Raw genomic sequence first — 17,710 nt, forward strand, 5'->3', positions numbered from 1 at the left:
CTCATATTATTAATATATTAATAAAATAAGTGAAATTCAATCGTTTTCGTTGATAAGTTTTTGGTGTGTGTTAAAAAGAAAAGGCAATGAAGTGGCTAATCCTCGGTAGGAACGCCTTCCTGATTTGGTTTGGGCTGTTGCGTTTTCTGCTCCTGTTTTGGATCTGATTTTGATTTCATACGAATACCATCCGGAAAATCTGAATCTTGATCAGCATGATTGACTGTTTTGATTCGGTCAATTTTAGCATTTTTGAAAATCTTATTGATTAATTCTTTCATGGTATCAAAATCGACCTCGTAAGACATTCCGATTCCTTGGGTATATCCGATTCCTTGTCCGATATAAGTGATATCATTTTCTTTGTTGAACACTCTTAAGTTGAGCGTTCCGTCTTCATTTACCCTATATTGAACTTCAACGTCTCCTACAATAGCGGTTTCCGAAATTCCTCCTACCGGCACTCCTACTTTTCCGTTCACAGTGATACGCTCATTAATTTTAGATGAAACGGTAACTCCAATCCTACCATCTGTTTGTAATTCGGGTGTCTTATCGGCTGTGACGTAATCAATCCCAAGCTGTAATTTATCGTTTTCTCCTTTAAAAATATCATTAAACAAACTACTGGCCTTTTCAAAAAGATTGTTTGACAATTGGTTCTGATTCACGCCATCCTGGCTCAAAAAACTACCGGTTGACAAAAGATACAAAGCTTGGGTTTGACGTTTGTCTTTATCATCTAATTGGTATTGAATCTCTGATTTTAGGGAACTCCCAACTGTTGGGAAATTGATATTAAAATCCGGGTCAGGATTGGCCAAACTACCTTTTACTCCTATAATAACTTCTACATCTACTTTTTTATTAAACGAAGGATTGTCAATTAAAACTGCCGGATTAGCAGTAGTTTCGTAAACCGCTTCTAAATTGAGTGTGGCAGCCATTGGATCGCCTTGCCAATTGATTGAACCGCCTTTTTTTACATCAAATTTTTTGTCAATCAATCCGCCATACTTAAAATTGTAAGTACCTTCCAAGGCGATAAAATCTCCAAACATTTCAAACTTTCCTAGTGTATTGATTCTGAAAAGTAATGTTCCGTATCCTTTTCCTTTCATCCCGTGACCTGAATCTCTGTCGAGGATAACCTCGATATCAGCATTCTTATTGATCTCAAAATTAAAATCCAATTCGAGGCCGTTGTACTTTTTGTTCTGAGCTATTTTATCTTTACCGTTTATATTTTTCTCGGCCGGGGTAATGAAATGGATAAAACTGTTTTCTTCTACCGATTCGGCTTCGTTGATTGGAATTTTTATATCGGTTCCTTTGGCTGATTCAGCATTTACACTGATCATCAAACCGTCTGTAGGTCCTTTAATGGAAGCCGAACCATCCATAAATGCTTTGCCGTAATAAGCTGCATCTTCAGAATCTTTAGTATTCAATGCCAAAAGCCTATTGGAGCTGATGGCTAAATCCAATTGCCAGTCTCCAAATTGTTTGTGTTTTATAAAACCACTCAAAGTTCCTTTAGTATCAAAAGCGGTATCAGTTATGGTTGTTTCCCTGATGATGAATTTATTTTCTGTGACATCAACGATTGAATTTTTTACAAATTGATAATCGGTATTGAGATACGGAATCCTCAATCCGGCTTCATTGATGTACAATCGACCATTGTAATCCAAGCTATTGATGTTTCCGTCAATTCGGGCATTCCCGGAAGCAAAACCGCGAATATTAGTAATAACATCTCCACCGATTTTACTCAAAATGCCCAAATTAAATTTGTCGAAACTCAAGTCTACATCCAAAAAAGTTTGGTTGTCTACAATTTCAATATCACCATCGGCCGTGAAGGAATCAACGTTTTCATTTTCCAAATTAGAGGCAATGTGGAATTTTCTCAAGGTTTCATCGCCTTCAATATCGAGATTTAAGTTTCCTAAAGGAATGGCGTTGACCGACAAACTGTCGATTTTTAATGTTGATGTAGGTTGAAAAACGGTACTGCTTTGTTTGAAGTTGATTTTCCCGTTAAGGTTTCCGTCAAACCTGAATTTCTCTACATCGGGTGTGACTTTGTTCAAATTGACATTGTCAAAAGTGAGCTGCAAATCTTTGGTTTGACTTTCTTTGATGAGTCCGATAAAGTTGATATTCTGATTTTCATGAGACAACACCAAATCTTCAAAGGAGAAGTTTTTCAATTTTTTATCAAAAACAATTTTATTGCTTTCCGGATTTTCTTTTTCATTCAAATACCACAAATAATCTTTGAATTGCAGTTCTGATTTGTCAAAACCAACCACATTATTGTTGTCTTTATTAATGGTATGGTAAAGGTTCAAATTATAAAAATCAAGCCCTTTTTTGCCTCCTCTAAACTCAGTTCTGAAACGCAAGGTGTCTTTAGAAAAAGTATTTATCATACTAAAGTCTCTGATTTTGTAGTGCTTTGTTTTGATGGAATCCATCTGCACATAGGCGTTGTACAAAGGGTTTTGGTTGTCCACTTGGACCAAGATATTGTCAAAGGTATTGTTGTAAGCCGAAATTTTAGGTGAATTTAAATTCAATACAAATTTCCTTGAATCGGAAGAGATATTTCCTTTGAGTTGCGTGTTGGGTGCAATGGTAATATCAGGATTGAAAATCTCAATAATCTTACTGTTGATGGCGAAATTGAATTTCAAGTATTGATTAGGCAACACTTTGTTTGACCTGTAATTAGAATAGAAAGTGCCCAAGGCATTTTCGGCCATTTTTTGTACTTGATTGAATTGGTATTTCCCCACAACCGAACCTTCAATCGCATCAGGAGAATTGATGGTTATGGTTCGCTCTCCATCGCTGTCAAAGGTCGAATTCATTTCAAGATAATCTACAAAATAAATATCTTTTTTGTTCTGATAAGACGAATTGGTCAACAACAAATTTCCTTTAAGATTGTCCATTGAATTCCCGGTAGCTTTGACCAAAATATCGCCTTTGAAAACTGAGATAGAATCTGTGATAAAATTTAGCTTGACCAAGTTTGCATAGTCAATTTTGGCATGAAAATCATACACATTCTCCGCTTTAGACAAATCTACAGTTCCATTGAAATCCATAAATAAACTGGGGTCATTGGCAATTACTTTTCCTTTAAAAATAGGCTGTTTAAAAGAACCGTCTACAATAATCTTGCTGTAGTTATACCCATTGTAATGCACTTGAAAAACATCACCAACAAAAGAAGTATTCAGGTATTTTTGTGTGAATCCTTTTCCGTCAACATCCAAATCAAGACTTACTTTGCCGATGGATTTATCATTGATAATACTACCCACATCAAAATTGTCCAAAATGACGTAACCATTGTATTTGGCATTGTCAATATTGTCGATATCAGTCATGTGCAAATTAGATTCAACTATGCCCAAAGCGGTATTCATCACAAAATCGGCATTGATGTACTTTTGTGTTACTTCAGCTTCACCCACAAAGAAAAACTGTCCTAATTTTTGCAACGACGTTGGCAACTTTTTCCCAAGTATGTTGGGCAAAAGATTAGTCAAATCAGTATAATTGGAAGTAATTTTATCAAAGTCACCTTTCATGTAAAAAGCGCCCGGACTTCTGGGAAAGAGGTTTTTAAAATTTACATCGCCTTTGATGATGGAATTCTTATCGTCTTTGAGGTATAAATTGGTAGCATAAAAATCGTTGAGCGTTCCTTTGACCTTGGTTTGCAAATAGAACTTTTTATTCTTGCCCAATTCAGCGTAAAAATATCGAATATCATTAGTGGAAAGCGTTGCTTTATCCAACGTTACATCAAACACTACTTTATTATTAAAATCACTGAAATCCTTATTTTCTCTACTGTAATTGAGGATTACTTTACCTTCCAAATAGGATTCATCGGTTTTAAGCGTCAGATTTTCCAAGCTGATGTTTTTCTTGGTGTATCCAAAATCAGAACTCAGGTTTCTGACCCATAAACCTCTGTGGTCTTTAAAAGACATTTCGGCTATTTGGGCGGTTACATTTGGTCCTTTAATTTGAAACTTTTTTAGATGGGCATTCAATTGACTAAAATCAACATCTTTGGGATTGGCTCGATTATAATCCATCATGGTGAAGTGTGAATTCTTCACGTAAACATTAGCTGAAGTCATCAAAAACTTGCCTGTACCGGGTTTTCCGTCATCAAAAGCGGCGACGAATAAATCTAAATTCGTGTCTTTTTCCTTTTTGTAATTGACAATATTTAAGGTCAAATCATCAAAGCGCAAATCGCCAAACTTCAGTTTGCCGTCAACAAGATTCTTGAAATCGAGTATGCTGGTTTTGATTCTTTTGGAAAAAATCAAAGTATCGTTGTGATGGTCTAGAACCAAAACGGTTTTTAACTTGACGCCACCAAAAAAAGTAATCGCCACTTCGTCAATGTTGATATTGGTTCCGAAATCTTCATTGAGTTTGTCCGTGGCATAATGGGCAATCTTGGTCTGAACTACCGGTAAGGAAAGGGCAATAGCAGTTAAAAGAAATAGCAATAACAGCGTAACAATGGTACGTATTACAATCTTTCTGACTTTCTTTAACTTGCTATTTTTTTTATTTTTTTCCAAATGGTGTTTGACTTAGGAAAGAAAATTACCTTTGCAAAAAATCTTTACTTTTGATTTTTTTGTAGGCTTGTCAAATATAAATCAAAATTTGTGCCTTTTATGCATACCGAAGAAGTTTTTATTCTGGCTATTGAAAGTTCATGCGACGATACAGCAGCAGCTGTTTTGCGCAATGACAAAGTATTATCCAATGTCGTTGCCCGACAAAGCATTCATGAAGAGTATGGAGGCGTTGTTCCGGAATTGGCTTCGCGTGCGCACCAGCAAAATATTGTACCTGTAATTGATGTTGCGCTTAAAAAAGCCGGAATCAGTAAAGAACAACTCTCAGCCATAGCCTTTACGCAAGGTCCTGGATTAATGGGTTCTCTTTTAGTGGGTTCGTCTTTTGCCAAATCCTTATCGATGGCTTTAAACATTCCGTTAATCGCCGTAAATCACATGCATGCCCATATTTTGGCGCATTTTATTGACGAAGAAGGTTTTGACAAACCTACATTTCCGTTTTTGGCTTTGACCATTTCGGGCGGACATACTCAGATTGTAAAGGTAAAAGACTATTTCGACTTGGAAATTATAGGCGAAACTACTGATGATGCTGTTGGTGAAGCTTTTGATAAAACGGCTAAGATTTTAGGCTTGCCTTATCCTGGCGGTCCATTGATAGACCAATTTGCCAAAGAAGGCAATCCGAAAAAATTCCCGTTTACCAAACCTAAAGTGGATGGCTTAGATTTTAGTTTCTCCGGTTTGAAAACGCAAATTCTGTATTTTGTTCAGAAAAATGTCTTGGCCAATCCCAATTTTATTGAGGAAAACAAACAAGACATTTGTGCTTCGGTTCAAAATGTGATTATCGAAATTTTAATGGAAAAATTAAAATTGGCGGTAGCCGAAACCGGAATCAAGCAAATAGCGATTGGCGGTGGTGTTTCGGCAAACTCCGGAATCCGAACGACTTTGAAAGCAGCCGAAGGAAAATACGGTTGGAAAACTTATATCCCTAAATTTGAATACACAACCGATAATGCCGCGATGATTGGCATCGTTGGTTACCAAAAATATTTACACGACAAATTCACCGATTCCTCTGTCGTTTCTAAAGCGCGAATTGAATTCTAAACTATGCAATTATTCTACAATCCATCGATTACTGAAACGGCTAATTCTTTTGTTTTTGACAAAGAAGAAAGCAAGCATATCATCAAAGTGTTGCGCAAAAAAGAAGGCGATGTATTGTTTGTTACTAATGGATTGGGGGTTCTGTTCAAAACCGAAATCACTGTAGCTTCGGACAATAAATGTACAGTAAAAATCAATTCGTTTGAACAACAAGAAAAGCCGAAATTTCATTTGCATTTGGCCGTTGCGCCAACCAAAATGAACGAACGCTACGAATGGTTTTTAGAAAAAGCCGCCGAAATCGGCATACAAGAAATCACGCCAATTATTTGCGAACATTCGGAACGAAAAGTAATCAAAATCGATAGATTTCAAAAGATTTTGGAAAGCGCTATGAAGCAATCTTTGCATTTTTATTTGCCCAAATTAAATGAACCCATTGCTTTCAAAGACTTTGTCAAAAAAGAAAGTCGCGGTCAAAAATTCATTGCCCATTGCGAGGAAACCGATAAAAAATCCTTGAAAAACGAATTGAAAAACAACGAAGATGTAACCATTTTAATCGGTCCGGAAGGCGATTTTTCTGTTAAAGAAATCCAATTGGCGCTCGAGCAGAGCTATATTCCTGTATCTTTGGGACAAACGCGTTTGCGAACGGAAACTGCTGCAATAGTGGCTTGTCATTCGGTAGTGTTTAAAAATGAATCCTAACAGCTGTTTATGAAAAAAGTGTTTTTTCTGTTTTTATTGATATCGTCTATTGGCTACTCTCAAGAAATAGCCTTGCTCAAATACAATGGCGGTGGCGATTGGTATGCGAATCCGACTTCATTGCCGAACTTGATAAAATACGCCAATCAAAACATCAATACAAACATCAAAGCCAAACCGGCTACGGTTGAACCCGGAAGTCCTGATATTTTCGGCTATCCGTTTGTGCATATGACCGGACACGGCAACGTGGTTTTTAGCGATGCTGAAATTGTGAATTTGAGAAATTATCTGCTTTCGGGCGGATTTTTGCATGCCGATGACAACTATGGAATGGACCAATACATTCGAAGAGAAATTAAAAGAATATTTCCCAATAATGACTTGGTTGAAATTCCGGCCAACCACCCAATTTTTCAAAAGCCGAATGTTTTTGCCTCCGGATTGCCTAAAATTCATGAACATGATAACAAAAGACCACAAGCCTTTGGCATTTTTATTGACAATCGATTGGTTTTATTGTACACCTATGAGTGTGATTTAGGCGATGGATGGGAAGATCCTGAAGTACACAATAACCCTAAAGAAGTTCGAGAAAAAGCCTTTAAAATGGGCGCTAACATCTTAAACTACATCTTCAACAACTAAAAATAAATGTAGTTTATTTCTTTCCAAAACAATACCATTTACCCGAAAAACCTAAAATTACATACCGTTCATCGATTTGTTGAAAACTTATATTGCTTTTTTTTCATATTAAATTCTTATTCTTTAAAATTGCAGTAACTAATTAACCAAAATTTTAAATAATAATGAAAAAAATCTGTTTATCGTTAGCAGCAATGCTTATGTTGTTTTCTTGTCAAGAGGATGATAAAACAACCAATTCCGAAGCTAGAATATCAAAAAGATCATGTGTATCGCATGAAGTTTTGGAAAGACAATTAAAAGAAAACCCGGGATTAGCCGACAGAATGAATCAAATTGAAGCATTTACGGAAAATGCGATGCTTCAAAATCGATTGGTAAATGGTCGTATCGAAATTCCGGTAGTAGTCAATGTACTTTACAGAACTGCTGCAGAAAATATTTCTCTAACGCAAATCCAATCCCAAATTGATGTATTGAATGCTGATTTCAATGCCCAAAACGCTGACTATAACCAAGTTCCTGCTTTGTTTTCAGGTGTTAAAGCTAACGTTGGTATTACTTTCGTTTTAGACCAAGTAATCAGAAAATCAACTACCAAATCATCTTGGGGAACCAGAGATGCTATGAAAAAAACGAAACAAGGTGGATTAGACCCAACCTCTCCAACCACTAAATTAAACCTATGGGTTTGTACCATTGGTGGCGGTATTTTAGGTTATGCCCAATTCCCGGGTGGTTCTTCTGCTACTGATGGAGTTGTGGTTGACTCAAGATATTTTGGTGTAACCAGTAATTCAGGTCCGGCCTATCCTTATAATTTAGGAAGAACGGCTACTCACGAAGTAGGTCACTGGATGAACCTACGTCACATTTGGGGAGATACTACTTGTGGTACTGACCAAGTGGCTGACACTCCAACACACAATACTGCAAACTATGGTGTTCCAACTTATCCTCATTACAGTACTTGTTCAGGTACACCTGTAGAAATGACCATGAACTATATGGATTATACAGATGACAGAGGAATGTACATGTTTACTTTGGGGCAAAAATCAAGAATGGATGCCATCTTCCTTTCGGGAGGTCCAAGATTCTCTTTCGCACAGCCATAATAATTATTGAATATAAATTTGGAAAAACTCGTCTGGTAATGATTAACTAGACGAGTTTTTTTTTACTTTTAGTCAAAATTAAAACCATGGTGACTTCAAAAACAATTGCTCTTGGAATAGTCAAAGGAGTTGGAATTATTGTATTAGCAGCCTTAGCTTTATACTTTTTGTATCAAATACAAGCTGTCATAATTTACATAGTGGTTGCTTTCATTTTGACCTTGATTGGAAATCCGATTCTCGATTTTTTTAAAAGAAAACTCAAATTCAATCATATCGCTGCTACCACGGCGACATTGACTATTTTCTTGTTGCTGATTTTTGGTTTACTATCGATGTTTATTCCTTTAATCATGGCGCAAGGGGAAAACTTATCGCTTTTAAACACCACAGAAATTGAGAAGAGTACGTTAGAATTGATTAACAAAATAGCCGCATTTTTAGACGGTCACGGCATAGATTCCTCTCGGCTTTTTAAAGAAGCCAATATCAGTTCCAAAATAAACTTTAGTTTTATCCCGGAATTGTTCAATAGTGTCATCCTTACCATAAGCAGCTTTGGAATTGGGTTGGCTTCTGTCCTATTCATTACCTTCTTCTTTCTCAAAGACCGATTGGTATTTATCGTCAGTGCCAAAAACTTGATCCCCGATGCTCAGGAAGACAAAATCTTACACTCATTGCACAAAATCAACCATTTGTTGTCACGCTATTTTATCGGGTTATTACTCCAATTGTTAATTGTATTCATTTTGTACTTGATTGTACTGCTTATTTTTGGTGTAGAAAATGCCATACTCATCGCTTTTTTGTGTGCGGTGCTCAACATTGTTCCCTATATCGGACCGCTGATTGCTTCTGTGGTTGCGGCCATTTTAACCATGTTGGGCAACTTAGGCGGTGATTTTCAAACCCAAATTTTACCCGTAACCATTTATGTCATGATTGGTTTTTGGATTGTACAGTTAATCGACAACAATGTATCTTCGCCATTGATTTTCTCCAAAAGCGTGAGCTCGCATCCTCTGGAAATTTTTCTGGTGGTGTTGATTACCGGATTCCTTTTTGGCATAGTTGGGATGATTATCGCTATTCCTTTTTACACGATTCTTAAGGTTTTTGGCAAAGAGTTCTTCCCTGAGAATAAAGTCATCAAGCTGTTAACCAAAAACATTTAGTATGGATCAATCCATATTGGCCGAAGCAATTCAAGATTTTATTAGCAGCCATATTGAAACTGATGTCAATCAATTGGCCTTGCAAAAAAACAAATTCCCCAATAGCGATTACACAGCTATTCTCAATCAAATTGCGGCCAAACAAAAAGCAAAGACCAAGTTACCGACTTGGTTTTCTGCCGAAAACATCATTTATCCTTCTAAAATTTCAGTAGAGCAAACCTCTTCCGAAAGAACTGCAGAATACAAATCACAATGGGTTTCAGGGAAAAGTTTGATGGACTTGAGCGGTGGTTTTGGGGTAGATGATTATTATTTTGCCAAAAAGTTAAATCAAGTCATTCATTGTGAAATCAATCAAGAACTTTCAACAATTGTACACCATAATTTTGAGCAACTCAAAGCATCTAATATCCAATGTTTTTCGGGCGATAGTTATGATATTCTAAAAATCCAAAATCCAAAACTCGATTGGATTTACATCGACCCGTCTAGAAGAAATGAAGCCAAAGGCAAAGTATTCATGCTCAAAGATTGTCTTCCGAATGTGCCGGAAAATCTCGATTTTTATTTTGACTTCGCGCCCAATATCATGATAAAAACCGCGCCATTATTAGACATTACCGCCGGTTTGTCGGAACTGAAAAATGTGAAAGCCATTCACATTGTTGCTTTGGAAAATGAAGTCAAAGAACTGCTCTGGATTTTGGAGAAAAATTATGAAGGTTCAACCCAAATCGTTACAGCCAATTTATTAAAAACCAAAACAGAGGAATTCCGTTTTGAACTCAATGCTGATCATCAGGCAAGCTTTGGTTTGCCCCAAAAATATTTATACGAACCCAATGCTGCCATCATGAAATCGGGCGGGTTTGACGTGGTTTCGTGTCGGTTTGAATTAAACAAATTACACCAACATTCCCATTTGTATACTTCGGACACGTTGATTGACTTTCCCGGACGTCGTTTCGAAATTCAGCACTACATTGGTTACAACAAAAACGAGATGAAACCTTTGCTCGAAAACCAAAAGGCCAATCTTACTACTAGAAACTTTCCCGATTCGGTAGATAGCATTCGCAAAAAGTGGAAAATCAAAGACGGTGGAAATTTGTATTGTTTTTTTACAACTGATGCAAATAATAATAAAATAGTTTTACTTTGCAGCAAATTACCATAAACCTATGAAAAATCTGTTATTTGTTTTATTTCTGTTCCTTAATTTGACTGCTTTTGCCCAAAAACCTTGTGAAATTGACAACGATATTAAAGACAGTTTGGGAACTTATAAATCGACCAAACAATACATCGTTTTTGAAAGAAGTTTTGCCGGCAACTCTACTGATATTTTCTTTACTTTATCAAGTAGTAATGGGGTTTTAGGATTGGAAACCCAAATTTTACAGCGCAGCCAGGATTTCATCAAAGCCCTTTGTTATGATGCTAACTCAAAAATTTATTTGCAGTTGAACAATGGTAAAATTGTGACCTTGTATAATACCGGAACCGAAAACTGTGGCAATTTACTTCGTGATGAAAACAATGGCAACAACCGCCTTACATCGGCAACTTTTGTTTTTTCAAAAGAGAATTTTGAAGACTTAAGAGTTTCTCCGGTGACTTTTATGAGAATCAAATTTGCCGGAGAAGTAATAGATTATCCTTTTAGGACCGCTTTTGTCTCTGAATTGGACAAGAAAGTTTACGAACCCGAAACTTACTTTATCGACTATTTGAAGTGTATTGAAAATTAGTCTTCACAGCGCCATTTTTGATTCGACACCTTATCGGCTGCACTGTTTTTCAAATTGTAATGCCACCACTCAGAATCAAAGGATTTGAAGTTGTGTTGGAGCATGATTTCCTTTAACAACTTTCGGTTGGCCAGGATTTCTTCTGAATGATTGGAGTAATTATGACTTGCTTCTTCTCCAAAAAAATCAAATTTAGTTCCCATATTTAATTCATTTCCTTCCGAATCTACCAAGGTAATGTCAACCGCTCCGCCTTTGTTGTGAATAGAACCTTTCTTCGGATTGGCAACATAAGTCGGATTAGGAACAATTTTCCACATTTGCTTTTGAATCGCAATCGGACGATAACAATCATATAATTTGATCTTGTAGCCTTTGTCTAAAAAAGCTTTGTTGGCTTCCAGTAAGGACTTAACGGTTTTTACCCGCAAAAAACATTCGTCGCACGGATAGACTTTCTCATTTAAAAAATTGTCTGTTGTGGCATATTTCATATCAAAAACAAAATCGTTGCTGTAGTTTTTCAGGTTGACAAAAGCGTTGTCATCGGTTTCTTTATTGATATCCAGCAAAACCGGTGATTTCTTGGTATCGAGATAAGTCGACTTACAAGAAAGTGTTAGGAAAACCAGCAATAAAAAGGAGATTTTTTTCATCGTTTATATCTCATCACTGGTAAACGTGGTAAAACTTCTTTTCTTATACGGACGTACAATCAGTCTTCCTTCTCGGTCAAAGCGAATGTAGTTGTAAACCCAATTGGTAAACACCACCGCTTTGTTTTTGAACCCAATTAACGAAAACAAGTGCACAAACATCCATACAAACCAAGCAAAAACACCGCTGAAATGGTATTTAGGCAAATCGACTACGGCTAAGTTTCTGCCGATTGTAGCCATCGAGCCCTTGTCGTTGTATTCAAAAGGCGTCATGATTCTGCCGCTGATTAATTGTACCAAATTGTCTCCCAAAAGTTTTCCTTGTTGCATCGCAGGTTGCGCCATCATAGGATGACCTTGTGGGAATTTTGGGCTTTCCATCGAAGCGATATCGCCTATGGCAAAAATATTATCATATCCCTTCACTTGATTGAATTCGTTGACCCGAATGCGCTCTACCCTTTCCACCAAAGATTTGGCATCCAAACCGCGAATGGCGGCACCTTGAACTCCGGCTGTCCAAATTACGGTTGCCGTTTCAAAAGTTAAATCGGTGTTGGTGGTAATGGTTCGTCCGTCGTAATTAGTTACTCGAATGTTTTTCCAGACTTTTACACCCAAATCAACTAAGAACTTCTCGGCTTCTGCAGAAGATTTTTCACTCATGGTGTTCAGAACCCTATCGTTACTTTGAATCAAGTTGATTTCCATTTTGGAAATGTCCAAATCGGGATAGTCTTTTTGAAGGATGGCTTTTTTCATTTCAGCCAAAGCTCCGGCCAACTCCACACCTGTTGGTCCGGCACCAACTAATACAAAATTGATTAACAGGTTTCTCTCCGTTTCATCCTTTAACAAAACCGCTTGTTCAAAATTCTCCAAAATCAAACTGCGAATGTTCAAGGATTGCGGAATGGTCTTCATTGACATCGAATTGCGTTCGATTTCTTTGTTGCCAAAATAATTGGTTTTAGAACCGGTGGCTATGACTAAATAATCGTAGTGCAAATCGCCTATTTCTGAAATAACTTTTTGCTCTTTGGTATCTATTTCCTTAACAGAAGTCAGGCGAAAGTAAAAATCATCATACTCCTGAATCACTTTCCGAATAGGATAAGCAATCGATCCTGCCTCCAGCCCGCCTGTAGCTACTTGGTATAATAAAGGCTGGAAAGTGTGGTAATTGTGTTTGTCTAATAAAACGACTTGAACGTTTTTGTTGCGTAATTTTTTGGCCAGTGCAATACCTGCAAAGCCGCCGCCAATGATGACAACACGGGGTTTGTTTGAAGTTGGAATGTTCATTTGTTAAAAATTAACCTTCAGAAGAAAAAGCGACATCGCCTTTCCAATTCATAAAACCACCTTCAAGATTATAGGTATTTTCAAAACCCATTTGCTTCATAATCTGACAAGCTTGCGCACTTCTGGCTCCGGCTTTGCAATACACATAATAGTTTTTAGATTTATCTAATTCATCTACCGCATAAATAAATCCTTGACCTTTGTATATGTCAATGTTAATTGCTTTAGGGATAAAACCTTCGCTGCATTCATCAGCCGTTCTCACGTCTAAAATTACAGCGTTCTGATCTCTGTCTAATTGCGCTTTCCAGTCTTGTTGTGATAAATCCATGATGTTATTTTTTTCAAAAATAATAAATTCCAAAGGGTAATTTCTAAATTACAACATTTAATTAACGCTTGAGCCAAATATAAATTTAACAAAAAAATAACAGAACATTTGTATATACAACTATAAAATACTTTAAATTTGTACCTACAAATATTGTAATTGTAATTATGAGAATCGAAGAAATCATAAAATCGACAGTAGCGATAGATGACTCCAAAAAAGTTATCCTCAACATCATGTATACCCAAAACGTAATCAGCGACAAATTCAATGAAATACTCAAGCCTTACGATTTGTCGGGAGAACAATATAATGTTTTGAGGATTTTGCGAGGACAAAAAGGAAATCCGGCAAACATGTGCGTAATACAAGAACGCATGATTGCCAAAAACAGCAACACTACCCGATTGATTGACAAACTATTACTAAAAGACTTTGTCACCCGAGAAGTTTGCCCGGACAACCGTAGAAAAATTGAAGTCTTAATTACCCAAAAAGGGCTTGATGTTTTGACTGAATTAGACCCGAAAGTAGACCAACACGAGAAAATTTTCGCGGCCAACCTCAGCCAGACTGAATTGGAACAATTGAATGTATTGCTTGAAAAATACAGAAAAATAAATTAAACAACTGCTATGAGTAACTTTATAAAAAATGCCAATTGGCGTTATGCCACCAAAAAATTCGATGCTACTAAAAAAGTATCTCAAGAAGATTTAAATATCTTAAAAGAAGCCGTTCGTTTGAGCGCCTCTTCTTATGGATTACAACCCTACAAAGTTATTTTTGTAGAAAACCCGGAAATAAGAGCAAAATTACAACCTGTGGCTTGGGGACAATCTCAGATTGTAGACGCTTCACACTTATTGGTTTTTGCCAACATTACTGATTTCGGTGATACCCAAATTGACGCACACATCAACAATATTGCTGTGACCAGAGGTTTGCCTACTGATGCATTAAAAGGCTATAGTGATTTTATGAAATCGAAAATTTCATCACTTCCTGCGGAAAACAGAAATGTATGGACTTCTAAACAAACCTACATTGCTTTGACTAATCTACTGAATGCCGCTGCTGAATTAGGAATCGATGTTACGCCTATGGAAGGTTTCGAAGCCGACAAGTTCAATGAAATTTTAGGATTGGAAGCCTTAGGATTAAATGCCTCTTTAGTTGCCACTATCGGCTATCGTCATACTGAAGATGACACTCAAAACTACGCTAAAGTGCGTAAATCAAACGAAGAATTATTTATCAATTTATAATCTATAACTAAAATTAATTTACAATGAAAAATTTAAAAACAATTGCAATTGCCTTATTCGTAGCTTTAGGAACAACCGTAGCTACTGCTCAAACCAAAAAAATTGATGCTTCAAAAAGCACTATCAATTGGGTTGGTAAAAAAGTAACCGGAGAACACAGCGGAACGGTTAACTTCAAAGACGGAGCTTTAGTATTCAAAGGAAAAAAAGTAACCGGTGGTAACTTTACGGTTGATATGACTTCATTAACCGCTACCGATTTATCAGGAGAATGGAAAGAAAAACTAGACGGTCACTTAAAAGCGGATGACTTCTTCGGTACTGACAAATTTAAAACCGCTACTTTAAAATTCACTAAAATTGCCGATAAAGGAAATGGTGTTTATGGTGTTACCGCAGATTTAACCATCAAAGGAATTACCAATCCGGTATCTTTTGACTTGACTGTAAAAGGAAACACTGCCACTACTAATTTCAAAGTAGACAGAACCAAATATGGTATCAAATACAACTCAAAAAGCTTCTTCGAAAGCATTGGAGACAAAGCTATCTATGACGATTTCGAATTGGCTGTAAAATTACAGTTCTAATCAGGGAATTATTGTTATGAAACGGAAAGCCTCGAAATAAATTTCGAGGCTTTTTTATTATATTCGATTGATAAAAAATTTCAAAACTGATTTTTAAACTAAGACCAAGAATCTGTTAACTTTACCACATGAAAAAAATCGCCGTCATCGACAATTACGACAGTTTTACCTATAACTTGGTCCACTATTTGGAGGATCTAGGCGGACAAGTAACTGTTTTTCGCAATGACGAATTGGAATTAGACGAGCTCGAATCTTTTGAAAAAATCCTTTTGTCACCTGGACCAGGCATTCCGAACGAAGCCGGTTTGTTAAAACAGGTTATTATCAAATACGCCGACCATAAAAGTATTTTAGGTATTTGTTTGGGCCAACAAGCCATCGGAGAAGTTTTTGGTGGAAGCCTAACTAACTTATATAAAGTATATCATGGTGTTTCAACTAAAGTAAAAATTAGTGTAGATAATGAGTCGCTTTTTGATGAAATCCCATCAGAGTTTGAAGTTGGACGATACCATTCTTGGGTGGTCAATGCTTTAGATTTTCCGGATATTTTAGAAACAACTTCTATTGATGAAAACGGAGAAATCATGTCTCTAAGGCATAAAATTTACGATGTTAAAGGCGTTCAATTTCACCCCGAAAGTATCCTCACTCCATTTGGAAAAACCATTTTAAAAAATTGGCTTACTAATTAAACCCTCTCGAAGATGCAGGCCGTAATTGCCTCTACTTATCATAGAGCAAAATCAAAAATCACAGTTACATCTTACTATTATTAAAAAATTTAAATCATTATCATATAGCGATTTATATAGCTTAACCTTAATTTAATAATTAACACTATTGACAATGCCTTGTTTACAGCAAAAAAATGTTTGGATCGCACTTTTTTGAAAAACATCCTTAGCATCACATTTAACCTTTATTGGCTTTATTAAATTAAAGCCGAATGGAAAAATCGAAAGTAATCTTGCATAATATTTTAGAAAATTTATACAAAACAGGAAAAGCATCGTTGCTTTTGTTTTATTTAGATTTTACATTAAATAAACAAACGCAAATATCTGAAAAACAATTTTTTGAATATTCAATATAGATTTTACCTATAACAGCTAATACAAAGGTGTTTTTTGATGTTTTTTCAAAGCTAAACACTTAGTTATTAACAATTTGTGTCTTTTTTAGAAACAATTTCCTAAATTTGATTTAACACTGTCAAAACAACTAACTTAAATTAAACTATCATGGGACTTTTTAACAATCACGAGAAAAAGGTAATTGCCGAACTTTGCAAAAAAAGTGAAGACATCAGCAACGACATCAGCAAAGAGATCAATGAGCTTCTTGATGACTTAAAAACAGATTATGAAGAGAACAAAGTAGTCTTGAAAGAGTTTAATGATTTTGTAAGTGAATTGGAAACCAAACTTTCGCCGCAAGACTTGGAGAAACTTCACTCCTTCTCTTCCCGTTTATACAAAGTAAAGCGATGTGCCAAAAAAGGAGTAGAGGCCATGCGTGAATTGGCGCGTGACCAAAAGAAAGCCACCTATGAAACCATCCGGGAATACCAGGAATATCTTTACGCTTAAACTATTTGATAAAAACAAGTGTACTTCCTTTGCCTAAATTTGAGTCAAAGGCGAAACCTAACGGCTTAGATTTTCAATCTGTGCTCTAATTATCATAACTATTCTAATCAGTTCGAGTCTCCAATCCCTTTTGTCATCCTGAGCTTGTCGAAGGACCTTAAACTCCCTTTTGTAAGTATTTTATGTTGATAACTTGAGGTAAAATCCCTATTGATGGGGATGGTAAGGCGAGGAAAGATTTTGTAAGTTTGGGAGATAAGGAACTAATGAGTAGAATAGGTTTGATTTAGATCATGCTTATCGATTAGTTAGCGGTAATTGCCACAACTTTAAGGTAAAAACAACCACTTATCAATGAAAAAATATCACATTTCGATATTCATTAGTTTAGTATCTATAATCGGTATAATTTATCAGAATTACAGAATTGCCCAAATCTTTAATGAATCAAGAGGTAAAAACAGAGCCCTTTTCGGAATTACAGAACTTACCCGATTGGACGTGAAATTGTATCTCGGATTAGCTTTAATTGTGAGTTTCATATTTGGAATATTGTCAATCAGAAAAAGAGAAGACTTTTACTTTTCAATTTTATCGGTTGTTTTGAGTTTTATTGGAATCAACTTACTGTTTATAAAAGTGTGGACGTGGATGATTTAGCAACTACTGCTAACAGCAGTTTGTGACAATTGCAAGGCTTGGGTTTCTCCCGAATTTTCTTCGAAAATTCAAAAAGGAGTTTTATATTTGGAAAGGTTTGTGAATAATTTTTGCAACTGTCACAAGCCGCGGCACGTTAGTAGCCA

At 36.2% G+C, this 17,710-nt stretch carries 17 protein-coding genes; 13 read left to right on the forward strand and 4 right to left on the reverse strand.

Features of this window, described 5'->3' with window-relative positions:
* Nucleotides 1-95: 95 nt before the first annotated feature.
* The gene (locus tag HA632_RS12930; protein ID WP_228778788.1) at nt 96-4,625 is read right to left on the reverse strand and encodes a translocation/assembly module TamB domain-containing protein; all 4,530 of its coding nucleotides are present in this window, start codon (nt 4,623-4,625) and stop codon (nt 96-98) included.
* A gap of 99 nt (nt 4,626-4,724) precedes the next feature.
* On the opposite strand from HA632_RS12930, the gene tsaD reads away from it, so the two are divergent.
* From tsaD to HA632_RS12965, 7 genes are all read left to right on the forward strand, one after another.
* Nucleotides 4,725-5,747 (forward strand): tRNA (adenosine(37)-N6)-threonylcarbamoyltransferase complex transferase subunit TsaD, encoded by a 1,023-nt coding sequence (gene tsaD, locus HA632_RS12935; RefSeq protein ID WP_176307612.1) that lies wholly within the window; start codon nt 4,725-4,727, stop codon nt 5,745-5,747.
* A 3-nt stretch (nt 5,748-5,750) separates the two neighbouring features.
* Nucleotides 5,751-6,458 (forward strand): 16S rRNA (uracil(1498)-N(3))-methyltransferase, encoded by a 708-nt coding sequence (locus HA632_RS12940; RefSeq protein WP_176307613.1) that lies wholly within the window; start codon nt 5,751-5,753, stop codon nt 6,456-6,458.
* Between the two features lie 9 nt (nt 6,459-6,467).
* The gene (locus HA632_RS12945) at nt 6,468-7,106 is read left to right on the forward strand and encodes a DUF4159 domain-containing protein (protein WP_176307614.1); all 639 of its coding nucleotides are present in this window, start codon (nt 6,468-6,470) and stop codon (nt 7,104-7,106) included.
* 164 nt (nt 7,107-7,270) lie between these two features.
* Nucleotides 7,271-8,224 carry a zinc metalloprotease gene (locus HA632_RS12950; RefSeq protein ID WP_176307615.1) on the forward strand — a complete coding sequence of 318 codons (954 nt, stop codon included), beginning with the start codon at nt 7,271-7,273 and terminating at the stop codon, nt 8,222-8,224.
* An 86-nt stretch (nt 8,225-8,310) separates the two neighbouring features.
* Entirely contained in the window at nt 8,311-9,402 is a 1,092-nt protein-coding gene (locus HA632_RS12955; protein WP_176307616.1) for an AI-2E family transporter, read from the forward strand.
* A 1-nt stretch (nt 9,403) separates the two neighbouring features.
* Nucleotides 9,404-10,582, forward strand: a complete 1,179-nt coding sequence (locus HA632_RS12960; RefSeq protein WP_176307617.1) for a class I SAM-dependent methyltransferase — start codon at nt 9,404-9,406, stop codon at nt 10,580-10,582.
* 4 nt (nt 10,583-10,586) lie between these two features.
* Complete coding sequence (locus HA632_RS12965; protein WP_176307618.1) at nt 10,587-11,156, forward strand: hypothetical protein; 570 nt, start codon at nt 10,587-10,589, stop codon at nt 11,154-11,156.
* Here HA632_RS12965 and HA632_RS12970 read toward each other — a convergent pair.
* Genes HA632_RS12970 through HA632_RS12980 form a run of 3 tightly spaced genes read right to left on the reverse strand, consistent with a single transcriptional unit; the run spans nt 11,153 to nt 13,451 of the window.
* Nucleotides 11,153-11,812: a M15 family metallopeptidase gene (locus HA632_RS12970; RefSeq protein ID WP_176307619.1), complete on the reverse strand. Its 660-nt coding sequence runs from the start codon at nt 11,810-11,812 to the stop codon at nt 11,153-11,155. The two genes, HA632_RS12965 and HA632_RS12970, sit on opposite strands and share 4 nt — an antisense overlap.
* A gap of 3 nt (nt 11,813-11,815) precedes the next feature.
* Entirely contained in the window at nt 11,816-13,120 is a 1,305-nt protein-coding gene (locus HA632_RS12975; protein WP_176307620.1) for an NAD(P)/FAD-dependent oxidoreductase, read from the reverse strand.
* A gap of 10 nt (nt 13,121-13,130) precedes the next feature.
* Nucleotides 13,131-13,451 carry a rhodanese-like domain-containing protein gene (locus tag HA632_RS12980; RefSeq protein WP_176307621.1) on the reverse strand — a complete coding sequence of 107 codons (321 nt, stop codon included), beginning with the start codon at nt 13,449-13,451 and terminating at the stop codon, nt 13,131-13,133.
* A gap of 167 nt (nt 13,452-13,618) precedes the next feature.
* On the opposite strand from HA632_RS12980, the gene HA632_RS12985 reads away from it, so the two are divergent.
* The 6 genes from HA632_RS12985 (at nt 13,619) to HA632_RS13010 (ending at nt 17,564) form a co-directional block, all read left to right on the forward strand.
* Nucleotides 13,619-14,077, forward strand: coding sequence for a MarR family winged helix-turn-helix transcriptional regulator (locus HA632_RS12985; RefSeq protein WP_176307622.1), 459 nt, complete (start codon nt 13,619-13,621; stop codon nt 14,075-14,077).
* Nucleotides 14,078-14,086: 9 nt separating this feature from the next.
* Nucleotides 14,087-14,719, forward strand: a complete 633-nt coding sequence (locus HA632_RS12990; protein WP_176307623.1) for an NAD(P)H-dependent oxidoreductase — start codon at nt 14,087-14,089, stop codon at nt 14,717-14,719.
* Nucleotides 14,720-14,742: 23 nt separating this feature from the next.
* Complete coding sequence (locus tag HA632_RS12995) at nt 14,743-15,309, forward strand: YceI family protein (RefSeq protein WP_176307624.1); 567 nt, start codon at nt 14,743-14,745, stop codon at nt 15,307-15,309.
* Nucleotides 15,310-15,437: 128 nt separating this feature from the next.
* Nucleotides 15,438-16,007 carry an aminodeoxychorismate/anthranilate synthase component II gene (locus tag HA632_RS13000; protein WP_176307625.1) on the forward strand — a complete coding sequence of 190 codons (570 nt, stop codon included), beginning with the start codon at nt 15,438-15,440 and terminating at the stop codon, nt 16,005-16,007.
* Between the two features lie 549 nt (nt 16,008-16,556).
* Nucleotides 16,557-16,904: a hypothetical protein gene (locus HA632_RS13005; RefSeq protein ID WP_176307626.1), complete on the forward strand. Its 348-nt coding sequence runs from the start codon at nt 16,557-16,559 to the stop codon at nt 16,902-16,904.
* 354 nt (nt 16,905-17,258) lie between these two features.
* Nucleotides 17,259-17,564, forward strand: a complete 306-nt coding sequence (locus HA632_RS13010; protein WP_171222318.1) for a hypothetical protein — start codon at nt 17,259-17,261, stop codon at nt 17,562-17,564.
* Nucleotides 17,565-17,710: the final 146 nt, after the last annotated feature.

The organism is Flavobacterium sp. J49 (assembly GCF_011742145.1).
Lineage (GTDB): Bacteria > Bacteroidota > Bacteroidia > Flavobacteriales > Flavobacteriaceae > Flavobacterium.

What these genes read in the sequence shown, in the direction of transcription:
- tsaD (WP_176307612.1), top strand. Translation starts at nt 4,725, where the DNA reads ATGCATACCGAAGAAGTTTTTATTCTGGCTATTGAAAGTTCATGCGAC.
- HA632_RS12940 (WP_176307613.1), top strand. Translation starts at nt 5,751, where the DNA reads ATGCAATTATTCTACAATCCATCGATTACTGAAACGGCTAATTCTTTT.
- HA632_RS12945 (WP_176307614.1), top strand. Translation starts at nt 6,468, where the DNA reads ATGAAAAAAGTGTTTTTTCTGTTTTTATTGATATCGTCTATTGGCTAC.
- HA632_RS12950 (WP_176307615.1), top strand. Translation starts at nt 7,271, where the DNA reads ATGAAAAAAATCTGTTTATCGTTAGCAGCAATGCTTATGTTGTTTTCT.
- HA632_RS12955 (WP_176307616.1), top strand. Translation starts at nt 8,311, where the DNA reads ATGGTGACTTCAAAAACAATTGCTCTTGGAATAGTCAAAGGAGTTGGA.
- HA632_RS12960 (WP_176307617.1), top strand. Translation starts at nt 9,404, where the DNA reads ATGGATCAATCCATATTGGCCGAAGCAATTCAAGATTTTATTAGCAGC.
- HA632_RS12965 (WP_176307618.1), top strand. Translation starts at nt 10,587, where the DNA reads ATGAAAAATCTGTTATTTGTTTTATTTCTGTTCCTTAATTTGACTGCT.
- HA632_RS12970 (WP_176307619.1), bottom strand. Translation starts at nt 11,812, where the DNA reads ATGAAAAAAATCTCCTTTTTATTGCTGGTTTTCCTAACACTTTCTTGT.
- HA632_RS12975 (WP_176307620.1), bottom strand. Translation starts at nt 13,120, where the DNA reads ATGAACATTCCAACTTCAAACAAACCCCGTGTTGTCATCATTGGCGGC.
- HA632_RS12980 (WP_176307621.1), bottom strand. Translation starts at nt 13,451, where the DNA reads ATGGATTTATCACAACAAGACTGGAAAGCGCAATTAGACAGAGATCAG.
- HA632_RS12985 (WP_176307622.1), top strand. Translation starts at nt 13,619, where the DNA reads ATGAGAATCGAAGAAATCATAAAATCGACAGTAGCGATAGATGACTCC.
- HA632_RS12990 (WP_176307623.1), top strand. Translation starts at nt 14,087, where the DNA reads ATGAGTAACTTTATAAAAAATGCCAATTGGCGTTATGCCACCAAAAAA.
- HA632_RS12995 (WP_176307624.1), top strand. Translation starts at nt 14,743, where the DNA reads ATGAAAAATTTAAAAACAATTGCAATTGCCTTATTCGTAGCTTTAGGA.
- HA632_RS13000 (WP_176307625.1), top strand. Translation starts at nt 15,438, where the DNA reads ATGAAAAAAATCGCCGTCATCGACAATTACGACAGTTTTACCTATAAC.
- HA632_RS13005 (WP_176307626.1), top strand. Translation starts at nt 16,557, where the DNA reads ATGGGACTTTTTAACAATCACGAGAAAAAGGTAATTGCCGAACTTTGC.
- HA632_RS13010 (WP_171222318.1), top strand. Translation starts at nt 17,259, where the DNA reads ATGAAAAAATATCACATTTCGATATTCATTAGTTTAGTATCTATAATC.